The sequence below is a fragment of the Skermania piniformis genome, from assembly GCF_019285775.1.
Lineage (GTDB): Bacteria > Actinomycetota > Actinomycetes > Mycobacteriales > Mycobacteriaceae > Skermania > Skermania pinensis.
Genome location: NZ_CP079105.1, coordinates 2,627,938 through 2,653,382, shown reverse-complemented (window position 1 = coordinate 2,653,382; position 25,445 = coordinate 2,627,938). Strand labels below are relative to the sequence as shown.

The 25,445-nt window shown below is 69.3% G+C and carries 24 protein-coding genes; 20 read left to right on the top strand and 4 right to left on the bottom strand.

Annotated features, from left to right (window positions below; genetic code table 11):
• Nucleotides 1-5 precede the first annotated feature (5 nt).
• The 15 genes from KV203_RS12310 (at nt 6) to KV203_RS12240 (ending at nt 12,577) form a co-directional block, all read left to right on the top strand.
• Nucleotides 6-3,413, top strand: a complete 3,408-nt coding sequence (locus KV203_RS12310) for a pyruvate carboxylase (protein ID WP_066467362.1) — start codon at nt 6-8, stop codon at nt 3,411-3,413.
• A gap of 10 nt (nt 3,414-3,423) precedes the next feature.
• Nucleotides 3,424-3,981 carry a 16S rRNA (guanine(966)-N(2))-methyltransferase RsmD gene (gene rsmD / locus KV203_RS12305; RefSeq protein ID WP_066467361.1) on the top strand — a complete coding sequence of 186 codons (558 nt, stop codon included), beginning with the start codon at nt 3,424-3,426 and terminating at the stop codon, nt 3,979-3,981.
• Nucleotides 3,978-4,463 carry a pantetheine-phosphate adenylyltransferase gene (gene coaD / locus KV203_RS12300; protein ID WP_066467360.1) on the top strand — a complete coding sequence of 162 codons (486 nt, stop codon included), beginning with the start codon at nt 3,978-3,980 and terminating at the stop codon, nt 4,461-4,463. The genes rsmD and coaD overlap by 4 nt, the downstream gene beginning before the upstream one ends.
• 111 nt (nt 4,464-4,574) lie before the next feature.
• A complete protein-coding gene (locus tag KV203_RS12295) occupies nt 4,575-5,360 on the top strand; it encodes a DivIVA domain-containing protein (protein WP_066467739.1) in 786 nt (261 codons plus the stop codon).
• Between the two features lie 92 nt (nt 5,361-5,452).
• Nucleotides 5,453-6,058, top strand: coding sequence for a YceD family protein (locus KV203_RS12290; protein ID WP_066467358.1), 606 nt, complete (start codon nt 5,453-5,455; stop codon nt 6,056-6,058).
• An 88-nt stretch (nt 6,059-6,146) separates the two neighbouring features.
• Nucleotides 6,147-6,329, top strand: coding sequence for a 50S ribosomal protein L32 (gene rpmF, locus KV203_RS12285; protein ID WP_083529822.1), 183 nt, complete (start codon nt 6,147-6,149; stop codon nt 6,327-6,329).
• Between the two features lie 25 nt (nt 6,330-6,354).
• On the top strand, nt 6,355-7,092 hold the full coding sequence (gene rnc, locus KV203_RS12280; protein ID WP_066467356.1) for a ribonuclease III: 738 nt from the start codon (nt 6,355-6,357) through the stop codon (nt 7,090-7,092).
• A gap of 4 nt (nt 7,093-7,096) precedes the next feature.
• On the top strand, nt 7,097-7,957 hold the full coding sequence (mutM, locus tag KV203_RS12275) for a bifunctional DNA-formamidopyrimidine glycosylase/DNA-(apurinic or apyrimidinic site) lyase (protein ID WP_066467354.1): 861 nt from the start codon (nt 7,097-7,099) through the stop codon (nt 7,955-7,957).
• 79 nt (nt 7,958-8,036) lie between these two features.
• Nucleotides 8,037-8,615: a dihydrofolate reductase family protein gene (locus KV203_RS12270; protein WP_066467352.1), complete on the top strand. Its 579-nt coding sequence runs from the start codon at nt 8,037-8,039 to the stop codon at nt 8,613-8,615.
• 6 nt (nt 8,616-8,621) lie between these two features.
• Nucleotides 8,622-9,632: a PHP domain-containing protein gene (locus KV203_RS12265; protein WP_066467350.1), complete on the top strand. Its 1,011-nt coding sequence runs from the start codon at nt 8,622-8,624 to the stop codon at nt 9,630-9,632.
• 9 nt (nt 9,633-9,641) lie between these two features.
• Nucleotides 9,642-10,052, top strand: a complete 411-nt coding sequence (locus KV203_RS12260; RefSeq protein WP_066467348.1) for an OsmC family protein — start codon at nt 9,642-9,644, stop codon at nt 10,050-10,052.
• A 13-nt stretch (nt 10,053-10,065) separates the two neighbouring features.
• Nucleotides 10,066-10,347, top strand: a complete 282-nt coding sequence (locus tag KV203_RS12255) for an acylphosphatase (protein WP_066467737.1) — start codon at nt 10,066-10,068, stop codon at nt 10,345-10,347.
• A 65-nt stretch (nt 10,348-10,412) separates the two neighbouring features.
• Nucleotides 10,413-10,913: a hypothetical protein gene (locus tag KV203_RS12250; protein ID WP_066467735.1), complete on the top strand. Its 501-nt coding sequence runs from the start codon at nt 10,413-10,415 to the stop codon at nt 10,911-10,913.
• 18 nt (nt 10,914-10,931) lie between these two features.
• Nucleotides 10,932-12,101 (top strand): glutathionylspermidine synthase family protein, encoded by a 1,170-nt coding sequence (locus KV203_RS12245; protein ID WP_066467346.1) that lies wholly within the window; start codon nt 10,932-10,934, stop codon nt 12,099-12,101.
• 26 nt (nt 12,102-12,127) lie between these two features.
• Nucleotides 12,128-12,577 (top strand): DUF350 domain-containing protein, encoded by a 450-nt coding sequence (locus tag KV203_RS12240; protein ID WP_066467344.1) that lies wholly within the window; start codon nt 12,128-12,130, stop codon nt 12,575-12,577.
• Here the strand turns inward: KV203_RS12240 and KV203_RS12235 are convergent.
• Nucleotides 12,567-14,075 (bottom strand): APC family permease, encoded by a 1,509-nt coding sequence (locus KV203_RS12235; RefSeq protein ID WP_083529821.1) that lies wholly within the window; start codon nt 14,073-14,075, stop codon nt 12,567-12,569. The genes KV203_RS12240 and KV203_RS12235 overlap by 11 nt on opposite strands.
• Before the next feature lie 214 nt (nt 14,076-14,289).
• Here KV203_RS12235 and smc point away from each other — a divergent pair, with 214 nt between their 5' ends.
• Complete coding sequence (smc, locus tag KV203_RS12230) at nt 14,290-17,895, top strand: chromosome segregation protein SMC (protein WP_066467341.1); 3,606 nt, start codon at nt 14,290-14,292, stop codon at nt 17,893-17,895.
• A gap of 19 nt (nt 17,896-17,914) precedes the next feature.
• Here the strand turns inward: smc and KV203_RS12225 are convergent, their stop codons facing one another.
• Together KV203_RS12225 and KV203_RS12220 are read right to left on the bottom strand one after the other, a co-directional pair.
• Nucleotides 17,915-18,673, bottom strand: a complete 759-nt coding sequence (locus KV203_RS12225) for a PIG-L deacetylase family protein (RefSeq protein ID WP_066467340.1) — start codon at nt 18,671-18,673, stop codon at nt 17,915-17,917.
• Nucleotides 18,674-18,675: 2 nt separating this feature from the next.
• On the bottom strand, nt 18,676-19,065 hold the full coding sequence (locus KV203_RS12220; protein WP_066467733.1) for a DUF2237 family protein: 390 nt from the start codon (nt 19,063-19,065) through the stop codon (nt 18,676-18,678).
• 119 nt (nt 19,066-19,184) lie between these two features.
• Between KV203_RS12220 and ftsY the strand changes: the two genes are divergently transcribed.
• The 4 genes from ftsY (at nt 19,185) to KV203_RS12200 (ending at nt 25,074) form a co-directional block, all read left to right on the top strand.
• Complete coding sequence (gene ftsY / locus KV203_RS12215; protein WP_066467731.1) at nt 19,185-20,654, top strand: signal recognition particle-docking protein FtsY; 1,470 nt, start codon at nt 19,185-19,187, stop codon at nt 20,652-20,654.
• Between the two features lie 196 nt (nt 20,655-20,850).
• Nucleotides 20,851-22,203 carry an ammonium transporter gene (locus tag KV203_RS12210; protein ID WP_217995939.1) on the top strand — a complete coding sequence of 451 codons (1,353 nt, stop codon included), beginning with the start codon at nt 20,851-20,853 and terminating at the stop codon, nt 22,201-22,203.
• A gap of 5 nt (nt 22,204-22,208) precedes the next feature.
• A complete protein-coding gene (locus tag KV203_RS12205; protein WP_066467730.1) occupies nt 22,209-22,547 on the top strand; it encodes a P-II family nitrogen regulator in 339 nt (112 codons plus the stop codon).
• Nucleotides 22,548-22,623: 76 nt separating this feature from the next.
• Nucleotides 22,624-25,074, top strand: coding sequence for a [protein-PII] uridylyltransferase (locus tag KV203_RS12200; protein ID WP_066467336.1), 2,451 nt, complete (start codon nt 22,624-22,626; stop codon nt 25,072-25,074).
• On the opposite strand, the gene cutA is transcribed toward KV203_RS12200, so the two are convergent.
• The gene (gene cutA, locus KV203_RS12195; protein ID WP_246600131.1) at nt 25,010-25,444 is read right to left on the bottom strand and encodes a divalent-cation tolerance protein CutA; all 435 of its coding nucleotides are present in this window, start codon (nt 25,442-25,444) and stop codon (nt 25,010-25,012) included. The genes KV203_RS12200 and cutA overlap by 65 nt on opposite strands.
• Between the last annotated feature and the right edge of the window lies 1 nt (nt 25,445).

Below are 25,445 nucleotides of genomic sequence, written 5' to 3'. Positions count from 1 at the left end.
TGCGAATGATCTCCAGAGTGCTTGTCGCCAATCGTGGTGAGATTGCGATTCGGGCGTTTCGGGCGGCGTTCGAGTTGGGGTTGGGGACGGTCGCTGTTTTTCCGTATGAGGATCGGAACTCGGCGCATCGGGTGAAGGCGGATGAGGCGTATGAGATCGGGGAGCGGGGGCATCCGGTTCGGGCGTATCTGTCGGTGACCGAGATCGTCGCGGCGGCGGTGGCGGCGGGTGCGGATGCGATCTATCCGGGGTATGGGTTTTTGTCGGAGAATCCGGAGTTGGCGGCGGCGTGCGCGGTGAACGGGCTGACGTTCGTGGGGCCGTCGGCGGCGGTGTTGGAGTTGACCGGGAACAAGGCGCGCGCGATCGCGGCGGCGAAGGCTGCGGGGTTGCCGGTGTTGGCGTCGTCGGCGCCGTCGGCGGATGTGGCCGAGTTGCTGACCGCGGCGGAGTCGATGGAGTTCCCGTTGTTCGTGAAGGCGGTCGCCGGTGGTGGTGGTCGCGGCATGCGGCGGGTCGCCGAGCCGGGCGCGTTGCGGGAGGCGATCGAGGCGGCTGCGCGGGAGGCGGAGTCGGCGTTCGGTGATCCGACGGTGTTCCTGGAGCAGGCGGTGGTGAACCCGCGGCATATCGAGGTGCAGATCCTGGCCGACGCTGCCGGGAATGTGATCCATTTGTTCGAGCGGGATTGTTCGGTGCAGCGGCGGCATCAGAAGGTGATCGAGTTGGCGCCGGCGCCGAATCTGGATCCGGGGTTGCGGGAGCGGATGTGTGCGGATGCGGTCGCGTTCGCGAAGGCGATCGGGTATTCGTGCGCGGGCACGGTGGAGTTCCTGCTCGACGAGCAGGGTCGGTATGTGTTCATCGAGATGAACCCGCGGATCCAGGTGGAACACACGGTGACCGAGGAGATCACCGACGTCGATCTGGTGCAGTCGCAGTTACGGATCGCGGGCGGGGAGACCCTCGCCGATCTCGGGTTGAGTCAAGAGACGATCGTGCCGCGGGGTGCGGCGTTGCAGTGTCGGATCACCACGGAGGACCCGGCGAACGGTTTCCGTCCGGATACCGGGCGGATCACCGCCTACCGCACCCCCGGGGGTGCTGGGGTGCGGCTGGACGGCGGGTCGAGCCTGGGTGCGGAGGTGGGGGCCTATTTCGATTCGATGTTGGTGAAGCTGACGTGCCGGGGCCGGGACTTCGCCACCGCGGTCGCCCGCGCGCGACGAGCGTTGGCGGAGTTCCGGATTCGGGGTGTTGCGACGAATATCCCGTTCCTGCAGGCGGTGTTGGACGACCCGGATTTCCGGGCCGGGCGGGTGGTCACCTCGTTCATCGAGGAACGTCCCTACCTGCTGACCTCGCGGAGTTCGGCGGATCGGGCGTCGAAGATCCTCACCTATCTCGCGGATGTGACGGTGAACAAGCCGCACGGGGAGCGGCCGTCGCTGGTGTACCCGCACGACAAACTCCCCGACATCGATCTCGCGTCGCCGCCGCCGGACGGGTCCCGGCAACTGCTGCTGCAGCTGGGGCCGGCGGGGTTCGCGGCTGCGTTGCGTGAGCAGGCGGCGTTGGGGGTGACCGATACGACGTTCCGAGATGCGCATCAGTCGTTGCTGGCGACCCGGGTCCGGACCAGTGGTCTGCTTGCGGTCGCCCCGTACGTGGCGCGGTCGACGCCGCAGTTGTTGTCGATCGAGTGTTGGGGTGGGGCGACCTACGATGTGGCGTTGCGGTTCCTGCACGAGGACCCGTGGGACCGGCTCGCGGCGTTGCGGGAGGCGATCCCGAACATCTGTCTGCAGATGCTGTTGCGGGGCCGTAACACCGTCGGCTACACCCCGTACCCGCACGCGGTGACCCGCGCGTTCGTCACCGAGGCCACCGAGACCGGGATCGACATCTTCCGGATCTTCGACGCGCTCAACAATGTCGACCAGATGCGCCCGGCGATCGACGCGGTCCGCGACACCGGTACCGCGGTCGCGGAAGTCGCGCTGAGCTATACCGGTGACCTGGCCGATCCGGGCGAGACCCTGTACACCCTGGACTATTACCTGCGGCTGGCCGAGCAGATCGTCGATGCGGGCGCGCACGTGCTGGCGATCAAGGACATGGCCGGACTGCTGCGGGCACCGGCCGCCACCACCCTGGTGACCGCGCTGCGGTCGAATTTCGACCTGCCGGTCCATGTGCACACCCACGACACCCCCGGCGGACAGCTGGCGACTTACCTGGCGGCTTGGCAGGCCGGAGCGGATGCCGTCGACGGTGCGTCCGCGGCGATGGCCGGGACCACCAGCCAACCCGCGTTGTCGGCGATTGTCGCCGCCACCGCCCACACCGACCGCGATACCGGGCTCGACCTGGCTGCGGTGTGTGATCTGGAACCGTACTGGGAAGCGTTACGGAAGGTGTACGCACCGTTCGAGTCCGGGCTGCCCGCCCCGACCGGCCGGGTCTACACCCACGAAATCCCCGGCGGGCAACTGTCCAACCTGCGCCAACAAGCCATCGCTCTCGGCCTGGGCGACCGGTTCGAACATGTCGAGGCCGCCTACGCGGCGGCCGACCGGCTGCTCGGTCGCCTGGTGAAGGTCACCCCGTCGTCGAAAGTGGTGGGTGATCTCGCGCTGGCGCTGGTCGGTACCGGTGTCGACGTCGACCAGTTCGCCACCGCACCGGAGAAATACGACATCCCCGACTCGGTTATCGGGTTCCTCCGCGGCGAACTCGGTACCCCCGCAGCCGGCTGGCCCGAGCCGTTCCGCAGCCGGGCCCTGCAAGGCCGTAGCGACCCCAAACCGGAAACCCCCTTGACCCCTGCCGACGAGGCCGGGTTGAACGGCTCGTCCGAGGATCGGCGCGCCACCCTGAACCGGCTGCTCTTCCCCGGCCCGACCCGTGAGTTCCTCACCCACCGCGAAAAATACGGCGACACCACGAGCCTGTCGGCGAACCAGTTCTTCTACGGCCTACGCCGCGGTGAGGAACACCGGGTGCAACTCGAACCCGGCGTCGAACTGCTCATCGGGCTCGAAGCGATCAGCGAACCGGACCAACACGGGATGCGCACCGTCATGTGCATCCTCAACGGCCAGCTCCGGCCTGTACCCGTCCGGGATCGTTCCATCGCCGCCGAGGTGCCGACCGCCGAAAAAGCCGACCCCACCAACCCCGGTCATATCCCGGCGCCGTTTGCCGGCGTGGTCACCCTCACGATCGCCGAAGGCGACACCATCACTGCCGGTGACACCATCGCCACCATCGAAGCCATGAAAATGGAAGCTGCGATCACCACCCCCCGCACCGGCCGGATCACCCGCCTCGCCATCGCCCCCGTCCAACAAGTCGAAGGCGGCGACCTCCTCGCCGTCGTCACCATCGGCGAGGAGACCAGTACCGCATGAGCGACCGGTCGTGACCCGGATCGTCGCGGGCACGGCCGGCGGCCGGCGGCTCCGGGTGCCCCGGTCGGGTACCCGGCCGACGTCGGAGCGGGTGCGCGAGGCGGTGTTCAGCGCGCTGGGCAGCCGAATGGACCTGGTCGACGCGCGAGTGGTCGACCTCTACGCCGGCTCGGGTGCGCTCGGGCTGGAGGCGTTGTCCCGGGGCGCGGCGCACGCCTTGTTCGTCGAGTCCGATCGGGCCGCGCTCGCCGTGTTGCGCGCCAACATCGCCGAGCTGGGCTTGGCCGGCGCGGTGGTGCGCGGCGAACGGGTCGCCGTGGCGCTCACCGGGGACCCGGGCGAGCACTACGACCTGGTCTTCAGCGATCCGCCGTACGCCCTGGACGAGATGGCGGTAGCGGTCGATCTGGCCGGAGTGGGTCGCTGGCTGCGGCCCGGTGGATTGGTCGTGCTGGAGCGCTCGGCGCGCGGACCGGTGACGGTCTGGCCGGAGCGGGTGGCGCTGCTCTCGGTGCGCAGCTACGGCGAGACCCGGGTGGAGCTGGCCTGCTACGGTGACCGGCCATGACAGGTGTGCTGTGCCCGGGCTCCTACGATCCGGTGCACAACGGGCACCTCGACGTGATCACCCGCGCGGCGGCGATGTTCGACGAGGTCGTGGTCACCGTGATGGTCAATCCGAACAAGCAGGGCATGTTCACCGTCGCCGAGCGGATGGAGCTGTTGCGGGCGGTGACCGCGGACCTGCCCGGGGTGCGGGTCGATTCCTGGGCAGGGCTGCTGGTCGATTTCGCCCGTACGCACGGGCTGGTTGCCATCGTCAAGGGTTTGCGCGGTGCGGCGGATTTCGACTACGAGCTGCAGATGGCCCAGATGAACCGGAAGATCGGCGGGGTGGACACGCTGTACCTGGCGACCGGCGTCGGCACCGGCTATCTGTCCAGTTCGTTGCTCAAGGAGGTCGCTGCGTTCGGTGGTGACGTCGCGGACCTACTGCCCGCCGTCGTGCACGAGCGGTTGCAGCAACGGTTGGCCGAACGCCGGGCGTGAGTGTCATCCCGAATCAACGTCCTCGCGACACGCGCATAGTCACATCAGTCTCATAGCTCCCAGGAGCGGGCACACTGGGTCAAACGGTCTGCCGAGGAGATGGAGTTTCGCGTGTACCGGGTATTCGAAACGCTCGACGAGATGGTCGCGATCGTCGAGGAGGCACGGGGCATTCCGCCGACCCGCAGCTGTGTGGTGCCGCGCGGCGAGGTGTTGGATCTGCTGGACGATCTCCGGGAAGCGCTGCCCGGCGAAGTGGACGACGCGCAGGACGTGCTGGATCACCGCGACAAGATCATCGGTGATGCGCGGACCGCCGCGGACAACGCGGTCGACACAGCCGAGCGCACGGCGCGGGCTGCGGTCGAGGAGGCACGGGCCGAAGCCGAGCGGATCGTCGCGGAGGCTCGGGCCGAAGCGCAGCAGACCGTCGACGACGCTCGGGCGCACGCCGACCGGCTGGTTGCCGATGCGACCGACCAGGCCGACCGGCTGGTCGACGATGCCCGCCGCGAGCATGCCGAGGTCACCGGCCAGGCGCGGGTCGACGCCGACCGGATGATCGAGGCCGGTAAGGCGACCTACGAGCGGGCGATCGTCGACGGTAAAGCGGAGCAGGAACGGCTGATCTCGCAGACCGAGGTGGTGCAGGCGGCCCGCGCCGAGTCGGCGCGGGTGATCGACGCGGCGCACGCCGAATCCGACCGGTTACGCGGCGAGTGTGATCACTACATCGACGGCAAGCTGGCCGAGTTCGAGGACCTGCTCAGCGGCACCATTCGCTCGGTCGGCCGCGGCCGCCAGCAGCTGCGCACCGGGTCCGGCGTGCCGGATTACGCACCCGAGCCGGGGCTGCGCGAGCGGACCGTGGCTCGGGAGCGTAGTTATGCCCGCTGAACTGGGCGTTTGAGTCTGGACCAACGCATGGCGTAGTGTGTTTTGGCTACCCGTTTCAGGGCAGCCTCAGCACATCTGGAGGACGGCGAGCGATGCCCGGCTCCGCGCCACCCCGGCGCCCCGCGGACGGCGATTTCGTCGTCGATACCCGATCGCTCGGCCGCCGCGCGGGTGCGTTCCGCGAAGTTCGGCGGACCGTGCACCTGCCGAACCGGATCGGGCTCGACCTGGTGGCGATTCCGGCCGGCGCGCCGCTGCAGCTCGAGCTGCAGTTGCAGGCGGTGTCGGAGGGGGTGCTGGTCACCGGAACGGTGGCCGGTCCGCAGGCCGGGGAATGCGCTCGCTGCCTGGAACCGTTCGCGGCCGACCTCGAGGTGCCGCTGACCGAGCTCTACGCCTACCCGGACAGCGTGACCGAGCAGACCACCGAGGACGGTGAGATCTACCGGGTGGTCGACGAGCACATCGATCTCGAGCCGGCGATCGTCGACGCTGTCGGCCTGGCGTTGCCGTTGCAGCCGTTGTGCGCGCCGGACTGCCCCGGACTGTGCGCCGAATGCGGTACCCGCCTGGCGATTGCCGGTCCCGATCACCGGCATGAGACAATCGACCCTCGTTGGGCAGGTCTGGCCGCCAAGTTCGGTGCCTCCGATGGTGCCGATCCCGGTGGCGATGCCGCCGCGGGGGATCGCTCGTAGGAATTGCATCACCGGTTCGTCGATACCGGACCGGTCATGCCTGCTGTTGGTATGAGACTGTTGGTTAGAAGCTGAAGGAGTAAATGTCGTGGCTGTTCCCAAGCGCCGGATGTCGCGCTCGAATACCAGGTCGCGGCGTAGCCAGTGGAAGGCGACCGCGCCGACCCTGATCACCTGCCCGAACCGGGGCTGTGGTGAGAAGACGCTGCCGCACACCGTCTGTCCGTCCTGCGGGACCTACAAGGGTCGCCAGGTCACCTCCGCCGTCTAGGTCCGGGAACTCCGGAATTCCTCGAATGGCGGACGGTACGACAGGCCAATCCGACGACGGTGCCGCGCTGAGCTGTCAACGCGCGGCGCTGCTCACGGCGATCGGCGTGGATCTCCCCGCCGATCTGTTGCAGCTTGCGCTGACCCATCGGTCATACGCATACGAGAACGGCGGCTTGCCCACCAACGAGCGGCTGGAGTTTCTCGGCGACTCGGTGCTCGGTCTGAGCATCACCGAGAAGCTGTACCGGGCCCATCCGGCCAAGAGCGAAGGCGAGCTGGCCAAGCTGCGCGCCAGCATCGTGAACATGCACGCGCTGGCCGAGGTAGCGCGTGGTCTCGGCGACGGTGGGCTCGGCGTGCATATGCTGCTCGGCCGCGGCGAAGAGCTGACCGGTGGCCGGGACAAGCCGTCCATCCTGGCCGACGGGATGGAGTCGTTGCTCGGTGCGGTGTACCTGCACCACGGCCTGGAGATGTCGCGCGAGGTGGTGCTGCGGCTGTTCGCGGTGCTGCTCGAACGCGCCCCGAAGATGGGCGCCGGGCTGGATTGGAAGACCAGCCTGCAGGAGCTGACCGCCGAGCGCGGGTTGGGTGTGCCGAGTTACGAGATCAGCTCGACCGGGCCCGACCATGACAAGGAGTTCACCGCCACCGCGATGGTGGCGGGGAACTCGTTCGGCACCGGTGTGGGCCGATCGAAGAAGGAAGCCGAGCAGAAGGCGGCAGCTGCGGCCTGGCACACGTTGACCGGCGACGGATAGTCGGGTGCCCGAGCTACCCGAGGTGGAGACGGTCCGCCGCGGCCTGCAAGCCCATCTCGTCGACCGCACGATCACCCGGGTGCGGGTATCGCACCCGCGCTCGGTTCGTCGGCACGAGCCCGGCGCGGCCGACCTGGCGGCCCGGCTCGCCGGCCGGCGGGTGGCGAGCGTGCAGCGCCGCGGCAAGTTCCTCTGGTTGACCTTCGCCGACGAGACCGACTCGGCCTTGGTCGTGCACCTGGGCATGAGCGGCCAGATGCTGGTGCAGCCGGCTGCCCGCCCGATGGAACGGCACGCCCACATCGTGGCCGACCTGGATTCCGGCGACCAGCTGCGGTTCGTCGACCAGCGCACGTTCGGCGGTTGGTCCTACACCGACCTGGTGGAAGTGGACGGCAGCGTGGTGCCGACGACCGTATCGCACATTGCCCGGGACCCGATCGACCCTCGCTTCGATCCGACGGCGACGGTGGATGCGCTGCGGGCCAAGCGCACCGAGGTGAAGCGGGCTCTGCTCGACCAGACCGTGGTGTCCGGGATCGGCAACATCTACGCCGACGAGGCGCTGTGGCGGGCGAAGCTGCACGGGATGCGGCGGGCCGACGTACAGACCCGGCCGCGGCTGCGGGCCGTGCTCGAGGCGGTCCGCGCTGTTCTCGACGATGCGCTCGCCGCCGGGGGCACCTCGTTCGACTCGTTGTATGTGAACGTCAACGGGGAGTCCGGCTACTTCGACCGATCGTTGGCGGTCTACGGCCGCACCGAGCAGCCGTGTCCGCGGTGCGGTGCACCGATCCGACGGGAACGGTTCATGAACCGTTCGTCGCATTCCTGCCCCCGGTGTCAACCGCGGCCGGCTCGCTGATCCGGCTGCCGCGACCGGTTCGCGCGCGTTACCGTGGACCTCGCTGTCGTTCGAAGCTGTTGCTTCCGGGGAGGCCGCAATGCGGATATTGACCTATTACGTGGCGTCGACCATCGACGGTTTTATCGCCGCCGCGGACGGTAGCGTCGACTTCTTCCCGGTCGGTGGTGACCACGGCCCGGCGATCACCGCGCAGTATCCGGAAACGTTGCCCACCAAGGTGCGGGAGGCGCTCGGGGTCGACAGCGACGAAGTCACCTTCGACACGGTGCTGATGGGCCGCAAGACCCACGATTTCGGCGTCCGCACCGGGACGTCCAGCCCGTACTCGCATCTCCAGCAGTACGTGGTTTCGCGGACGTTGCCCGAGGCACCGGACCCGGCGGTGGAGCTGATCCGGGACGACCCGCTGGCGGTGGTGCGCACGTTGAAACGGCGGCCGGGTGCGGGGATATGGCTGTGTGGCGGCGGCGAATTGGCCAATGCCCTGCTGCCCGAGATCGACCAGGTGTTCGTGAAGTTGTACCCGATCGTGCTCGGGGCGGGCCGGCCGCTGTTCGGTGGCGGACCGCCGGCGGTGCCGCCGGTGCAGTTCCGAGTCACGACCAGCCGGGTGTTCGACGACGGTGTCGCATTCCTCAAGTATCGGCGGGCCTGAGCCGCGGTGGATCCCGTCGCCGCGCTGCGGGAGGTCGGCTTCTGGCTGGAACGCTCTCGCGCGCAGACGCATCGGGTGCGTGCCTATCGGCGGGCCGCGGATCTCGTCGAGCGGCTGGACCCGGCCGAACGGGCCGCCCATGCGCGGGCCGGCACCTGGACCGAGCTGACCGGGATCGGTCCCAAGACGGCGGCGGTGATCGCCGCTGCGGTGGCCGGGCAGACGCCCCCCTACTTGACCGAACTGATCGAGCAGGCCGCACCGATCGGCGCCGAGGGTGCGCCGTTGCGTGACCGCCTGCGCGGTGACCTGCACACCCATTCGGACTGGTCGGACGGCGGCAGCCCGATCGCCGAGATGATGCGGACCGCGGTCCGGCTCGGGCACGAATACTGCGCGCTCACCGATCATTCGCCGCGACTGACGGTGGCGAACGGGCTGTCCGCGCAGCGGCTGCGGGCCCAGCTGGACGTGATCGCCGAGCTGAACCGCGAGTTGGCGCCGTTTCGGGTGCTGACCGGAATAGAGGTCGACATCCTCGACGACGGTGCGCTCGATCAGGATGCCGACCTGCTGGCCGACCTGGATGTGGTGGTAGCCAGCGTGCATTCGCAGCTGCGCGCCGATGCCGAGACGATGACCCGCCGGATGGTGTACGCGGTGGCGAACCCACACGTCGACGTGCTCGGGCACTGCACGGGACGGCTGGTCGAAGGCGGCCGGGGGACCCGGCCGGAGTCGAGTTTCGACGCGGCGGTGGTGTTCGAGGCGTGCCGGCAGTTCGGGACCGCGGTAGAGATCAACTGCCGGCCGGAGCGGCGCGACCCACCGAGCCGACTGATCCGGCTGGCGATCGATACCGGCTGCTACTTCAGCATCGACACCGACGCTCACGCCCCGGGACAACTGGACTGGCAGGGCTACGGTTGTGCTCGGGCGGTGGCCAACGGCGTGCCGGCAGATCGGGTGATCAACACCTGGCCGGTGGCGCAGTTGCTGACTTGGTGCGCCGAATAGGATCGCAGGATGACCGAACTCTGGGTGGAACGCACGGGGACCCGCCGCTACACCGGCCGCAGTTCGCGCGGCGCGCAGGTGCTGGTTGGATCGGAGAGCGTGGCTGGGGTCTTCACGCCCGGCGAGCTGCTGAAGATTGCGTTGGCCGCGTGCTCGGGAATGAGCTCGGACCTGCCGTTGGCCCGACGGTTGGGGGAGAACTACGACGTCACCATCCGAGTGTCCGGCGCCGCGGATCGGGAGAACGAGGTGTACCCGCAGCTGAGCGAAACCTTCGAGCTGGACCTGAGCGAGCTCGACCGAGCGGCCCAAGATCGGCTGATCACGACGGTGCAGCGGGCGATCGACCGAGTGTGCACGGTCGGCCGTACGCTGCAGGCCGGGACGACGGTGGACCTGTCGTTCCAGATCGACGGGTGAGGTGCCGGTGCAGGTGAGCGAGCCGGTTCGGCTGGACGCGTGGGTGCACGGGCACGTCCAAGGTGTCGGGTTCCGCTGGTGGACCCGCTGTCGCGCCCTCGAACTCGGACTCACCGGATACGCAGCGAATCTGCGCGACGGCCGGGTGCACGTGGTTGCCGAAGGCCCACGGTCCGAGTGCGACCGGTTGCTGGACCTGCTCAGCTCGTCGACGACGCCCGGCCGAGTCGACCGGGTGGTGCCGGGCTGGAGCACGGCACGCGGAGAGTCGATCGGATTCGAGGAGCGTGGGTGACCGAATCAACCGACCCGGAAGCGGGCGGACCGGATCCGTCGCAGCCGGATCGACCGGCCGGCAGCATTCGCCGCCAGGAGCCCGGCGTCACCCAGCCCCGACCGCCGACGGTCGCCGAAGCGCGCGCCCGGGACAAGGCCAGACGGCACGCTGCCGAAGCGCAGCAGGCGGAGGAGGCCGCGGCGGCTCGGCGCCGGACCCGTAACCGGCGACTGATGGGTGGTGCCGCGGTCGTCGGCGTGGTCGCGCTCGTCGCGGTCGGTTATCGGGCGTTGTCGTCCTCCAACGACGACGTGACCGCGCACTGCATCATCGACGAGAACGGTGTGCAGCAGGTCGTCGACGACGACTACTGCGCGCGCGGCACGCCCGGGGTCGGCGGCATCTTCATCCTCGGCGGCCATCAGTACCGCTATTACTACGGCGGGACCGGCACCGTCGGCCAGGCACCCCGTGGCGGCACCACCGTGTTGCCGAAAGGCGCCACGGTGACCACCAAGTCGGGTAGCACGATCCAACGCGGTGGGTTGGGCAGCAAGAGCGGCGGCAGCAGCAGTGGTTCCTGATCCGACGACGGTGGCCCGGTGAAGCGGGTGCGGAGCGCCCCGCGCCCCGGCTGGCAACGCACGGTCGAAGCGCAGGGGTTGGTGTACGGCAGCCCGGGCCGGGACGCGTCAGGCAATCCCCGGCCCTACTGGGACGAGTCGGTGCACTACGAGTTCGAGCTCGACGAGATCCTTGCGCTCGAAGCGGACGTCGAGCTGTTGCACGTGATGTGTTTACGCGCGGTGGAGCAGGTGATCCGAACCGAGCGATATCGGGATTTCGGCTTGCCGGAATGGAGTTGGGAGCCCATCGGACGGTCCTGGGCGCGTGGCGACCCGGCCGTGTACGGCCGGTTCGACCTACGCTACGACGCCCGCGGACCGGCGAAATTGTTGGAGTACAACGCCGATACCCCGACCTCGCTGCTGGAGGCCGCGGTGTTGCAGTGGCACTGGCTGACCGAGGTGTTCCCGGCCGACGACCAATGGAACTCGCTGCACGAGAAGTTGGTTGCGCGCTGGGCGGAGCTGCGCGAGGTGTTGCCCGGGCCGGAGCTGCACTTCACCTGGTCGTCGGCAGACGGCTCCGGCGAGGACGCGGTGACCTGTGCGTATCTGCAGGAGACCGCGGCCGAAGCCGGGTTCGACACCGTCGCGTTGGCGATCGAGGAGATCGGCTACGACACCGAGCTGGCGCGCTTCGTCGATCTGGCCGAGGCGCCGATCTCGGCGATCTTCAAGCTGTATCCCTGGGAATGGGTGCTCGACGACGAGTTCGGCAAGCGCGTCGTGGCCGGCCTGCCGCAGACCATGTGGGTCGAGCCGTTGTGGAAGACGTTGTTGTCCAACAAGGCCATCCTCGCCGTGCTCTGGGAGATGTACCCGGGGCACCCGAACCTGTTGCCCGCCTACCTCGATGATCCGCACGAGCTGACCGAATACATCCGCAAACCGAAGCTGGGGCGGGAGGGCGCGAACATGACCATCGTCGGAGCCGGCCTGGAGACCGCCACCGGCGGGGTCTACGGCGCCGAGGGGTATGTGTACCAGCTGCTCGCGCCGTTACCCGAATTCGACGGCATGCGCCCATGTCTGGGCGCCTGGCTGGTCGACGGCAGCGCGGCCGGTCTCGGAATTCGCGAGACGGCCGGACCGATCACCGACGACGGCGCGGCGTTCGTCCCGCACCGGATACCCGATTCGAACTGACGAAGACGTACCCGATAGGAGAGCACATGACCGCGCTGGCGCTCGAGTCCGGCTACTGGAACTCACTCGGCCACGGCGTCGGCGCGATCGCGCTGTACGCACTGCTCGGCTTGGCCCTGATGATCGTCGGCTTCTACGCGATCGACCTGACCACACCCGGGAAGCTGGGGGAGCTGATCCGGGCCGGCCGACCCAACGCCACCGTGGTCACGGCGGCCGGCATGCTCAGCATGGCGTTCATCGTCGTGCTGGCGATCTACGCCTCGTCCGGCCGGCTGGCGGAGGGGCTGATCGCCGCCGCCGTCTACGGCCTGGTCGGGATCTTCGCGCAGGTGTTGTCGGTCCGGGTGATCGAACGGGTCACCCGGATCGATATCGGCGCTGTGCTCGACTCGCCCGGCTTTGTGCCGGAGGTGTTGGTGGTCGCCGCCGCGCACTTCGCCGTCGGCATGGTGGTGGCGTTCGCTATTCTCTGACCGCTTCCGCCGGGCCGGGCAGCTGCCGAGCCAACGTCTCGCCCCGGAAGTACGGCGGCATCGTCCGGCTCAGCCGGAAATAGATCGGTAGCCCGGCGAGCATGCCGCCGACGCCGAGGAGGAAGACCGGTGACGGCCACTCGGTGACCGCCGTCCAACCGGCGGCAAACAGCAGCATCGCCCCGCCCAAGGTCGGCAGCAGGCCGCGCATCAGGAAATCGCGGACGCTGTCCCGCAGCCGATTCCGGTACAGCCACGCACAGGCCAGACCGGTACAGCCGTAGTAGATTCCGATCCCGATTCCGCATGCGCTCACCGCGTCGACGATCGGGGATTCGGTCGAACCCCAGCGCCCGGACAGCGCGCTGAGCACCAGGTACAGCAGGATCGACGCGACGCCGAATACCACCGTCGACACCACCGGCGTGCGGTAACGCGGGTCGACCGCGCCGTATCGAGCCGGTAGCGCGCCGTGTAACGCCATCGAGTACGTGGTACGCGAGGTCGGCAGAATTGTGGTCTGGGTCGACGCGGCGGCGGAAGTCAGCACCATGAGCAGCAGCAGATGGACCGCGATCGTGCCGATCGTGCTGTCGCCGAAGACCGCCGAGCCGAGTGCCCCGAGAATGTCGTCCACGTGTTCCGGGTCGGCCAACCCACCACTGTCGGTACCGATCCCGGCGAAGGCCTGGGCCGCGACGGTGACCAACACGTACAGCCCGACCAAGGTGATCGTGGCGATTATCGCGGACCGGCCCGGCGTGCGCCGCGGGTCCTTGGTCTCCTCGTTCGTCGACATCACCGAATCCCATCCCCAGTAGATGAAGACCATCAGCAGGAGGGCGTCGACGAACGTGGAGAACGAACCGATCGCGAGCGGGTTGAACCAGGACAGCTCGGGGGTGGCCGTACCGTCGCCGAGTGCCACCCGGATCAGTGCGACGACGGCGAACACCACCAGCATGACGAACTCGACGGTGAGCAGCACCGCCTGCAGGCGCGCGGACAGGGTGATGCCGCGGACGGCCACCCAGGTCATCGCGACGATGTAGCCCAGGCCGAGCAGCAGCACCCGCGGATCGTCGGGGCGCGAGCCGATGCCGTCTGCGCCGCAGAACAAGAACGTGTACTGTGCCGAAACCTGTGCGAGGCTGGCCATTACCAGGAGATCGGCGATCACGATCGCCCAGCCGTTGAGCCAGCCGACCAGCGGACCGAAGGCTCGGGTCGCCCAGACGAAGGTGGTGCCCGGGTCCGGTTCGGCGGCATTGAGTTCCCGGTAGGCGATCGCCACCAGCAGCATCGGCACGAACGCGAGGAGCGCGACGATCGGCGCCTGCCATCCGACCGCGAGAACGACCAATCCGAGTGTGGCGGTGAGACTGTAGGCGGGACCGGCCGAGGCCACCCCGATCACCACGCTGGCGGTCAGCGACAGTGCGCCGGCACGTAATCGGACCGGGGGTCGATCAGGAGCAGATGCTGCAGGAGAACTCACTGTCAGAGCCTAGGCGTGGGCGGCCGCCGAGAACCGGGTTACCGTGGATAACAGCGGTTTACCGTTACCGACCGCCAAGCGGAGGTGATCTCGTCGGCGGCTCGACCACAGCAGCTCGACGAGGAGACTCGCCAGGGTGGATCCCGTTGCTCGTGGGCCCTGAGTTGATCGTGGTGCCCTGAGTCCCGGACGGGGCCGGTACGCTGGGCAAACCATGCACCTGAAGAGTCTGACGTTGAAGGGCTTCAAGTCCTTCGCCTCGGCGACGACTCTCCGGTTCGAGCCCGGCATCACCTGTGTGGTCGGGCCGAACGGATCCGGGAAGTCGAACGTGGTCGATGCGCTGACCTGGGTGATGGGGGAGCAGGGCGCCAAGGCGCTGCGCGGCGGCAAGATGGAAGACGTCATCTTTGCCGGAACCTCCGGCCGGGCGCCGTTGGGCCGGGCCGAGGTGACGCTGACCATCGACAACTCCGACGGCGCGTTGCCGATCGAGTATGCCGAGGTGTCGATCACCCGGCGGATGTTTCGCGACGGAGCCGGTGAATACGAGATCAACGGGAGCACCTGCCGGTTGCTGGACGTGCAGGAGCTGCTCTCCGATTCGGGGATCGGCCGCGAGATGCACGTCATCGTCGGGCAAGGTCGGCTGGCGGCGATTCTGGAGTCCAAGCCGGAAGACCGGCGCGCGTTCATCGAGGAAGCCGCCGGGGTGCTCAAGCACCGCAAGCGGCGGGAGAAAGCGGTCCGCAAGCTGGATGCGATGCAGACCAACCTGGCCCGGCTGAGCGACCTGACTGCAGAACTGCGTCGCCAACTCAAGCCGTTGGGCCGCCAGGCCGAGGTGGCCCGGCGGGCGCAGACCGTCCAGGCCGACCTGCGCGACGCCCGACTTCGGCTCGCCGCCGACGATCTGGTGCAACGTCGCACCGAACTCGCCGATCAGGACAGTCACGAGGCGCTGGTCCGGGAACAGCAGCTGACCGTCGGGGTCGAGCTCGCGGCAGCCAGTGCCGTGCTCGCCGAGCAGGAGCATGCGATCGCCCAGCTCACCCCTGCTGCCGACGCGGCCGGGCAGAGCTGGTTTCGGTTGTCTGCGCTGGCCGAGCGGGTGAGCGCGACGATCCGGATCGCCACCGAACGGGCCCGGCACCTGGACACGATGCCGGTGCGCGAGACCGGACGCGACCCGGATCAGCTGGATGCCGAGGCGGACCGGGTAGCCGACGAGGAGGCCGAACTGCGGGCCGGGGTCGAGGCGGCGGCGGCGGTGCTGGAGGCGGCGCAGGAACAGCTCGACGAGCGGGAACGGGCGGCCGCGGCGGCCGAGCGGGCCCATCTGGCGGCGGTCCGGGCGATCGCCGACCGGCGGGAGGGCCTGGCCCGGTTGTCCGGCAAGGTGGATACCTTGCGTATCCGGGCGCAGTCGGTCGACGCGGAGGTGACCCGACTGTCCGGGGCGATCGCCGACGCGCGCGACCGCGGCGACGCCGCGCAGACCGAGTTCGAGACCGCGCAGGTGCAGCTCGGCGAACTGGATGCCGGCGAGCTGGGTCTGGATACCCAGCATGAGCATGCGGTGGCCGCCTTGGCCGGCGCAGATCGGCGGGTCGAAGAGTTGCGGGCAGCCGAACGTGAGTCCGGCGAACAGGTCGCCTCGCTGGCGGCGCGGATCGAGGCGCTTCGGATGGGCTTGCCCGGGAAAGACGGCAGCGCGTGGCTGCTCGACCGCGGGCCCACCGGATTGCGCGGCGCGTTGGCCGGGCTGCTCACCGTGCAGGCCGGGTACGAGGTCGCGGTCGCGGCCGCGCTGGGCCCGGCGGCCGACGCGGTTGCGCTCGAATCGCCGGCGGCGGCGCGCGACGCGCTGGCCGCACTGCATGCCGCCGACGCGGGGCGAGCCGTGCTCGTCTTCGGCGACGTCCCGGTCGGCGCGGCGACGCCCGCACCGTTACCTGCCGGCGCCCGGCGGTTGCTGGATCTGGTGGACTGCCCGGCCGACCTACGCGGCGCGCTGACCGCGCTGCTCGGTAGCACCGTCGTCGTGGAGACCGTCGCCGCCGGGCTCGCGCTGGTGCAGCAGGTGCCGCAGCTCCGGGTGGTGACCACGACCGGCGACCTGGTCGGGCCCGGCTGGATCAGCGGCGGTACCGGGCGGGCGCGCAGCCGGCTCGAGGTGCAGGCGGCGATCGATACCGCCACGACCGAACTCGCCGCCGCCCGGCGGCGCGCGGACGAACTGACCGCCGCGCTGTCCGGCGCCCTGGCCGAGCAGCACGACCGCAAAGACGCCGCCGAGCATGCGCTGAGTGCGTTACACGAATCGGACCGGGCGGTCGCCGCGGTCTACGAGCAATTGGGCCGGCTCGGCCAGGCCGCCCGGGTCGCTCGCGCCGAGCTGGATCGGTTGGCCGAGCAGCGCGGCGCCGCCGAGCACGGTCGGGCTCGGACTCTGGCCGAGCTCGGCGACCTGGAAGAGCGGCTGCGGATCGCCGAACTCGAGCACGGCGACACCGACGACGGCGAGTCCGGCGCGGACCTGCACGCGCGCGATCGCGAGGCGGCCGCCGAGGCGCTCGCACAGGTCCGGGCGGTCGAGGTGGAGGCGCGGTTGGCGGTGCGGACCGCCGAAGAACGGGCCGAGTCGGTGCGGGGCAAGGCCGACGGGCTGCGCCGCGCCGCCCGGGCCGAACGCGAGGCGCGGGCGCGGGCGGAACGCGCGGCCGCCGCCCGGATCGGGGCGGCGGCGGTGGCCGTCGCGGTCGCGGCGGCGGGACAGCGGGTGGTCGAACACCTGGACCGGGTGATCGCCGAAGCCGAATCGCGTCGGGACGAGCTGGTTCGGCGGCGTTCGGAGTGTGCCGAGCAGTTGGAGTACATCAAGGAACAGGTCCGTACGCTGACCGCGGAGTCGGCGCGGCTGACCGATGCGGTACATCGCGACGAGGTGGCCCGGGCCCAGGTGGCGTTGCGGATCGAACAGCTCGAGCAGACCATCGCCGACCAGTTCGGCATCGGCCTGGACGATCTGATCGCCGAGTACGGTCCGGACGTGCCGCTGCCGCCGTCCGCAGCGGAACTCGCCGAGTTCGAGCAGGCCCGTGACCGCGGGGAGCAGGTGGTGGCGCCTGCACCCCAGCCCTACGACCGGGATACCCAGCAGCGTCGGGCCAAACGCGCCGAACGCGATCTGACGACCCTGGGCCGGGTGAATCCGCTGGCGCTGGAGGAGTTTGCGGCGCTGGAGGAGCGCTACACCTTCCTGTCCACCCAGCTCGAGGATGTACGCAACGCCCGTGCCGCCTTGCTGGAGGTGGTCGACGAGGTGGACGCGCGAATCCTGCAGGTGTTCACCGAGGCCTACGCCGATGTCGAGCGCGAGTTCGAGCAGGTTTTCGCGACGTTGTTTCCGGGCGGCGCCGGACGGCTGCTGTTGACCGACCCGGCCGACCTGCTCACCACCGGAATCGAGGTCGAGGCCCGGCCGCCCGGGAAGAAGATCAAGCGACTGTCGCTGCTGTCCGGCGGGGAGAAGTCGCTTACTGCGGTGGCGCTGTTGGTGGCGATCTTCCGGGCCCGGCCGTCGCCGTTCTACGTGATGGACGAAGTCGAAGCAGCTCTGGACGACACCAACCTGCGTCGGCTGATCACCTTGTTCGAGCAGCTGCGCCAGACCAGTCAGCTGATCGTGATCACCCACCAGAAGCCGACCATGGAGGTCGCGGACGCGTTGTACGGGGTGAGCATGCGCGGGGACGGGATCACTCAGGTGATTTCGCAGCGCATGCGCGGCACCGACCTGACCGCGGCGGCCGGCTGACCCGGTCTGGGGCGCCGATTCAGTCGTTGCCGGCGAGCCCGCCCAGGTCGAAGGCCCGAAACAGCGCAGCGTACTCGGTACCGGCGGCCGCGCCGCCGCGCCGCAGGATTCCGGAGATCAGTTCGCCGGGATCCGGGTGGTGCGGGAGGTTGCTCAGGTAGGCGGCGTGACTGCGCAGCGAGGCGATACCGGCCTGCACGGCCGGTTCGGTCACCGCGAGTGCGTGGGTAGGCCGGTCGTCGCCGGTCACCAGCAGCCAGCGCGTGTGCCAGGGCGGCAGGTTCTCGGTTTCGGCGAGTTCGCGGAACACCCACCGGTTGTCCGCGTCGCGGGTGCCGTCCACCGCCGACCGGCCGGCGGCCCGATGATCGGCCTGGTTCAGCCCGCCGTATGCCTCGACGCCGAACGCTGCGGTCAGCACGGCGTCCGGGCGGAATCGGCGGACCTCCCGCGCGACGTCGCGACGCAGCGGCAACCCGGGTTCCAACATCCCGTCGGGGTGCCGCAGGACGGTGAGGTACCGCACGCCGACCTGGGCACAGGCTTGTCGCTGCTCGCGCTCGCGCAACGGACCGACGGTTTCCGGGGGATCGGCCATGCCGGCTTCCCCGGCGGTGAGCAGCAGGTACGCCACCTCGATCCCGCGGGCGGTCCAGGTGGCCACGGCCGCCGACGCGCCGTACTCCATGTCGTCCGGGTGCGCGACGACGCACAGTACGCGCCGCCAGTCGGCGTCGGGTAGCGCCGGGAGCAGCTCGGAGCCGTTGTGCTCGGGCACCGCTACATCAGCTCGCTGGCGTCGTCGGGCACATCGACGGCGTACTTGCGGAGCGTCTCGATCGGAACGACCTCCAGAGCTTCTTCATGGGTGGCGGCGAGCACGACCGGCGCTGCTGCGCCGTCCTCGTAGGCATGCAGCCAGCGCACTGCGACGACGCACCAGCGGTCACCGGGCTGCAAGCCGGGAAAGTTGTTGTCCGGGCGAGGGGTCTTGAGGTCGCTTCCGATCGAGGCTTGATGGTCGAGGAATTCGGCGGTGACCACGGTGCACACGGTGTGTGAGCCGAGGTCTTCCGGCCCGGTGCTGCAGCAGCCGTCCCGGTAGAAGCCGGTGATCGGATCGGCGCCGCACTCTTGGAGTGGGCCGCCCAGCACATTACGGTCGCTCACCTCGCCGATGCTAGCCATAGCGCGCCGCACCGGTCGCGGTAGCTTGCGGCCGTGTCGTATCGGTGATCGGCTACCGCATCGCACGGCTCGGATCGGCCGAGTCTGACAGGATAGATCGGGTGAACGCCCAACTCTGGATACCGATCGCCGTGGTACTCGCGGTGCTGCTCACCGTGCTTGTCGTCGGTTTGATCCGGTACCGGTCCCGGCGGATTTCGTTGGTTCCGGGGGAAACCAAGAGCACGAGTGCCCTCGAAGACCGCTCTGGTGGCTATCGGGCCGACCGAGGTTTCAATTTCAGTCAGGGCGGGACGGCGACGCTCGATCGCACCGACACCGACGGTCAGCCCGGCGTCGGGGACGACGCCGCGATCCCGCGGGATGCGCCGCGTCGTGATATCGCCGACGTCCGGTTGCCCGAGCCGGACGCCGCCGAACCCCCGCCGGACTCCGCTGTCGTCGACGGTGACGTGGTCGATCGCGCGGGATCCGACGCCGAGGTGATCGACGGCGAGGTGATCGATACCGCGGTGGTCGAGACCGGCACGGTCGAAGACATCGGGGTGGAGATTCCGGCCGTGGTGGTGCCGGACACCGCGGAAGCGGCCGAATCGGCAGCGGCGATCGACGAGATCCAACCCACCGCCGGTCGGCTGGACCGGCTACGCGGTCGGTTGTCGCGTTCGCACAACGCCGTCGGCAAGAGCTTGCTCGGGCTGCTCGGCGGTGGCGACCTGGACGAGGACTCGTGGGAGGAGGTCGAAGACACGTTGCTGGTCGCCGACCTCGGTACCCCGACCACGATGGCGGTCGTCGAATCGCTGCGCGAGCAGATGGCGGCGCGCAGCGTCCGGACCGAAGCGCAGGCCCGAGCGCTGCTCCGGGAGGTGCTGATCGAACAGTTGCATCCGGAACTGGACCGGTCGGTCCGGGCCCTGCCACACGCCGATCGGCCGTCGGTGATCCTGGTCGTCGGGGTGAACGGCACCGGCAAGACCACCACGACCGGCAAGCTGGCCCGGGTGCTCGTCGCCGACGGCCGCCGGGTGCTGCTCGGCGCAGCGGACACGTTCCGCGCCGCCGCGGCCGACCAGTTGCAGACCTGGGGCGAACGGGTCGGCGCGGATACCGTCCGGGGTAAGGAGGGAGCAGACCCGGCGTCGATCGCCTTCGATGCGGTCGCCCGTGGGATCGACGAAGGGGTCGACGCGGTCTTGATCGATACCGCCGGTCGGCTGCACACCAAGACCGGATTGATGGACGAGCTCGGCAAGGTCAAGCGGGTGACCGAGAAGGCGTTGCAGAAGGCTTCGGTCGGCGCTGCGGCGACGGCGACCACCGACGAGGTGCTGCTGGTGCTCGACGCCACGGTCGGGCAGAACGGGCTCACCCAGGCGCGGGTCTTCGCCGACGTCGTGGACATCACCGGGGTGGTGCTGACCAAGCTGGACGGGACGGCGAAGGGCGGCATCGTCTTCCAGGTCCAGCACGAGCTGGGGGTGCCGGTGAAGCTGGTCGGCCTCGGGGAGGGGGCGGACGACCTGGCGCCGTTCGAGCCGGCCGCGTTCGTCGACGCTCTGTTGGGCTGAGCTCTGTTGGGCTGAGCACTGTTGGGCTGAGCACTGCCGGGCCGAAACGCCGCCCGGCAACATCGTCGTAACACCCGCCGCTGCGGCGTTCACTCCGATGAAACACGCCGATGGCACCGACGAAACACCGGATGAGCACTCTTTCCTGCAGGTCGTGGTCCGGACACGGCCCGGCCTGACAAGGAGGAGGCTCACAGTGGATTCGTTCCCATCACTCGGCGCGCCCGACGCCGGTGACACAGCATGGATGTTGGCCAGCGCCGCACTCGTGTTGCTCATGACCCCCGGGCTGGCGTTCTTCTACGGCGGCATGGTCCGCGCCAAGAACGTGCTGAACATGATCATGATGAGCGTCGGGGCGATGGGTGTCATCACCGTCCTCTGGTCGCTGTACGGCTTCTCCATCGCGTTCGGTGACGACAAGGGAAACCTGATCGGTGATCCCACCCAGTACTTCGGGCTGGCCCATGTCTTCGGCGGCGCTTACGCCGCCGACCCGGATGCCGGTACCGGCCCTGCGATCCCGCTGGCCGGCACGATCCCGTTGTCGGTGTTCGTCGCCTTCCAGTTGATGTTCGCGATCATCACGGTCGCGCTGATCTCCGGCGCGGTCGCGGACCGGCTGAAGTTCGGTTCCTGGCTGCTGTTCGCCGCCATCTGGGCCACCGTCGTCTACTTCCCGGTCGCGCACTGGGTGTTCGCCTTCGACGATGTCACCGGAACCACGGGCGGCTGGATCGCCAACAAGCTGCAGGCGATCGACTTCGCCGGTGGCACCGCCGTGCATATCAACGCCGGCGCCGCGGGCTTGGTGCTGGCGCTCATCCTGGGCAAGCGGGCCGGGTGGCCGCGTACGCCGTTCCGGCCGCACAATCTCCCGTTCGTGATGCTCGGCGCGGCGCTGCTCTGGTTCGGCTGGTACGGCTTCAATGCCGGTTCGGCGGTCGGCTCCAACGGTGTCGCCGGCGCCACCTTCCTGACGACCACGATCGCCACCGCCGCGGCGATGCTGGGCTGGCTGCTGGTCGAGCGGCTCCGGGACGGCCGGGCCACCTCGCTCGGCGCCGCCTCGGGCATCGTGGCCGGCCTGGTCGCGATCACGCCGTCGTGTTCCTCGGTCAACGTCGTGGGTGCGTTGGCCATCGGTGCGGTCGCCGGCGTGCTCTGTGCGCTCGCGGTCGGGCTGAAGTTCAAGTTCGGCTTCGACGATTCGCTCGATGTGGTGGGTGTGCACCTGGTCGGCGGCATCGTCGGTACCCTGATGGTCGGCTTGGTGGCGACCGAAGAATCTCCGGCCGCGGTCTCCGGACTGTTCTACGGCGGTGGGTTCGATCAGCTGATCAAGCAGGCCGTCGGCGCCGGCGCCGTCCTGGCCTGGTCGGTGGTCGGCACGGCGATCATCGCCTATCTGATCAAGTTCACCATCGGGCTGCGTGCGGATCCGGAAAGCGAAGCACAGGGCCTCGACGAGTCCGAGCATGCGGAAACCGCATACGATCTTGCTGTGCTCGGTAGCAACACTTCGCGCCTGGCCGCCAAGGAGGCATGACCAACATGAAGCTGATCACCGCAATTGTCAAGCCGTTCACGCTCGAAGACGTGAAGGCAGGACTCGAACAGGCGGGCGTGCTCGGCATGACCGTCAGCGAGGTTCAGGGTTACGGCCGCCAGAAGGGACACACCGAGGTGTACCGGGGGGCGGAGTACTCCGTGGACTTCGTGCCCAAGGTGCGGGTGGAGGTCGTCGTCGAGGACGGTACTGCGGACCGGGTGGTGGAGATCATCGCCGAAGCTGCCCGAACCGGCAAGATCGGCGACGGCAAGGTGTGGGTGACGCCGGTCGAGTCGGTGGTCCGGGTCCGTACCGGAGAACGCGGCGCCGACGCGCTGTGACCGGGTCGGCGCGATGACGGCGCCGATCTGCTGACAGGCCCTATCTCGCGGCCGGAGCGTCTGCCGATGTCGGCAGATGCTCCGGCCGCCTGCCTTCAGGAGGCATGCAGTGAACCCGCAAGCGGCGAAAGACCTGGTCCGGGCGAGAGCGCAACTGCTCGACGATGCCGGTAGCCGGCACCGGCGGCTCGATGCGCACGCGCTGCGGCTGGCCTTGGTGGACCTGTACGAGCTGTGGCTGACCACGAAAGGACAGGAACTGGGGATCACCTCGAACGGGAAGTACGCGATCGTGGCGGTCGGCGGACTGGGCCGTCGGGAGATGCTGCCGTACTCCGATCTGGACCTGATCCTGTTACACGACAACGTGGCGGGGCCGGAACTGGCCGAGGTCGCCGACCACCTGTGGTACCCGCTCTGGGACGCGCACATCAAGCTGGACCACAGCGTGCGGACCGTACCGCAGGCGGTCCAGGTGGCGGCCGACGATCTGACCGCCGCGCTGGCCATGCTGGACGCGCGACATATCGCCGGCGACCCGGAGCTGAGCAACCTGCTGATCGGCGGCGTGCGCGCGGACTGGCGGCGCAGCCTGCGCGGCCGGCTCGACGACCTCGTCGCCCAGGTTCACGAGCGGTGGCAGCGCAGTGGTGAAATCGCCCATCGCGCTGAGCCGGATCTGAAGAACGGTCGGGGTGGGTTGCGGGATATCCAGCTGTTGGCGGCGTTGGCAATCGCTCAGCTGACCGACGCTGTGCCGCCGCTCGGTCCGGACGCGCCCGGCGGTGGGCTCGGCCGGGCGCACACCCGATTGCTGGATGTCCGCACCGAGCTGCAGCGGGTGGCCGGCCGGCCGCGCGACCAGCTGCGCGCCCAGGACGCCGACGAGATCGGTTATGCGCTGGGCATCGGGGACCGGTTCGACCTGGCCCGGATGCTCAGCGATGCCGCACGCACGGTCGGCTACTCGGTGGACGTCGGCTTGCGCACGGCAGCCGCGGCGGCGCCCCGACGCGGCCTGTCCCGGCTGCGCCGGATGCCGGTCCGCCGGCCGCTGGACGAGGGCGTGGTCGAGCACGGGGGCGAGGTCGGGCTCGCCCGGGACGCTCGTCCGGGGCGGGACCCCGGTCTGGTGTTGCGGGTAGCGGCGGCCGCTGCCCGGACCGAGCTGCCGATCGGTGCGAATACCCTGAATCGGCTGGCCGACGCGGCACCCGAACTGCGCGAGCCGTGGCCCAAGGAGGCGCTCGACGACCTGTTGGTGCTGCTCGGCTCGGGCCGAGTCGCCGTCGCGACGATCGAGGCACTCGACCGCACCGGACTGTGGGGCCGGTTGCTGCCGGAATGGGGCGCGGTCCGGGACCTGCCGCCGCGCGACTCCATCCATACCTGGACCGTCGACCGGCATCTGGTGGAGACGGCGGTGTACGCCGGCGCGCTGACCACGCGGGTCTCGCGGCCGGATCTGTTGCTGCTCGCGGCGCTGGTGCACGACATCGGCAAGGGGCGTGGCGGCGACCATTGTGTGGTCGGTGCCGACCTCGCCACCCAGATCGGCAATCGACTGGGGCTGTGGCCGTCGGACGTCGCGGTCCTGCGCGCGGTGGTCCGCCACCACCTGTTGCTGCCCGAGATCGCGGCCCGCCGCGACCTGGACGATCCGGCGACCGTGGCGGCCGTGGCCGAAGCGCTGGACGGCGATGCCCTGGTGTTGGAGTTGTTACGGGCGCTCGCCGAAGCGGACTCGATGGCCACCGGGCCCGGCGTCTGGGGTGGCTGGAAATCGTCGCTGATCGACGATCTCACCCGGCGGGCCCGCCTGGTGATGGCGGGTGAGGAGCTGCCCGCGCCGGACCCGATCGATCCGGCGCGGCTTGCCCGGGTGGCGGCCGGTGGCGTGCAGGTGCAGCTGGAACCGGCCGACGAGCACACCTATCTGGTCACCGTGGTGGCTCCGGACCGGCTCGGGCTGTTCGCCGACGCCGCCGGGGTGCTTGCGCTGCACTCGCTGCGGGTGTTGTCGGCGTCGTTGAACAGTCATGTCGCCGACGACGGCGAAACGACTGCGGTCGACACCTTCCTGGTGGCGCCGTTGTTCGGGGCACCCCCGGCGCCCGAGCTGCTGCGGCAGGACCTGATCCGCGCGATCGCCGGCGAGATCGACCTGGCGCGCGCGTTGGAGCGCAAGGAGAAGGCAGCCGTGCCGCCGTCGGGCACGGCCGGCGTTCCGTCCGGGCATGCCCAGGCGCCGCCCCGGTTGATCTGGTTCGACACCGACGTTGCCGGACGATCGATTCTGGAGCTGCGAGCCGAAGACCGGGCGGTACTGCTCAGCCGCGTCGCCGGGGTGCTGGAGAGCTGTGCCGCCGACGTGCGCTGGGCCAAGGTGACCACCTTGGGGCCGGTCGTGGTGGACGCGTTCTGTCTGCAGTTGCGCGATCCGGCGACGGACCGGGCCCGGATCACCGATGCGGTACTTGCGGTGCTGCCGCATCCGGCACCGCCGGCGAAGACCGATCGTCCGTAGGTGCCCGGCGCGCGGGCTCGGGCGCAGTTTCGGCGCGGACCCATTCCAGATATGCGGCGTGCCCGGTCACGATCGGCTTCACCACCACCTGCGGTACGTCGTAGGGGTGGTCGCTGTCGGCTCGCTCGACGATCCGGTCCACCAGGGACCGGCGGGTGTGCAGAACCGCCAGCGCCTCGCTGCTGTCTTCGATCCGGCCCTGCCAGCGGTAGACCGAGCGGACCTGGGATATCAGGTTGGCGCAGGCGGCCAGCCGGTCGTTCACCAGGCTCGTGGCGAACTCGGCCAGCCAGGCGGCGTCGTCGCCGGTGATGTTTACTTCGACTACCGACTCTTGCGTGTCGAATTCTTCGATGTGGGAGGCGCCCACC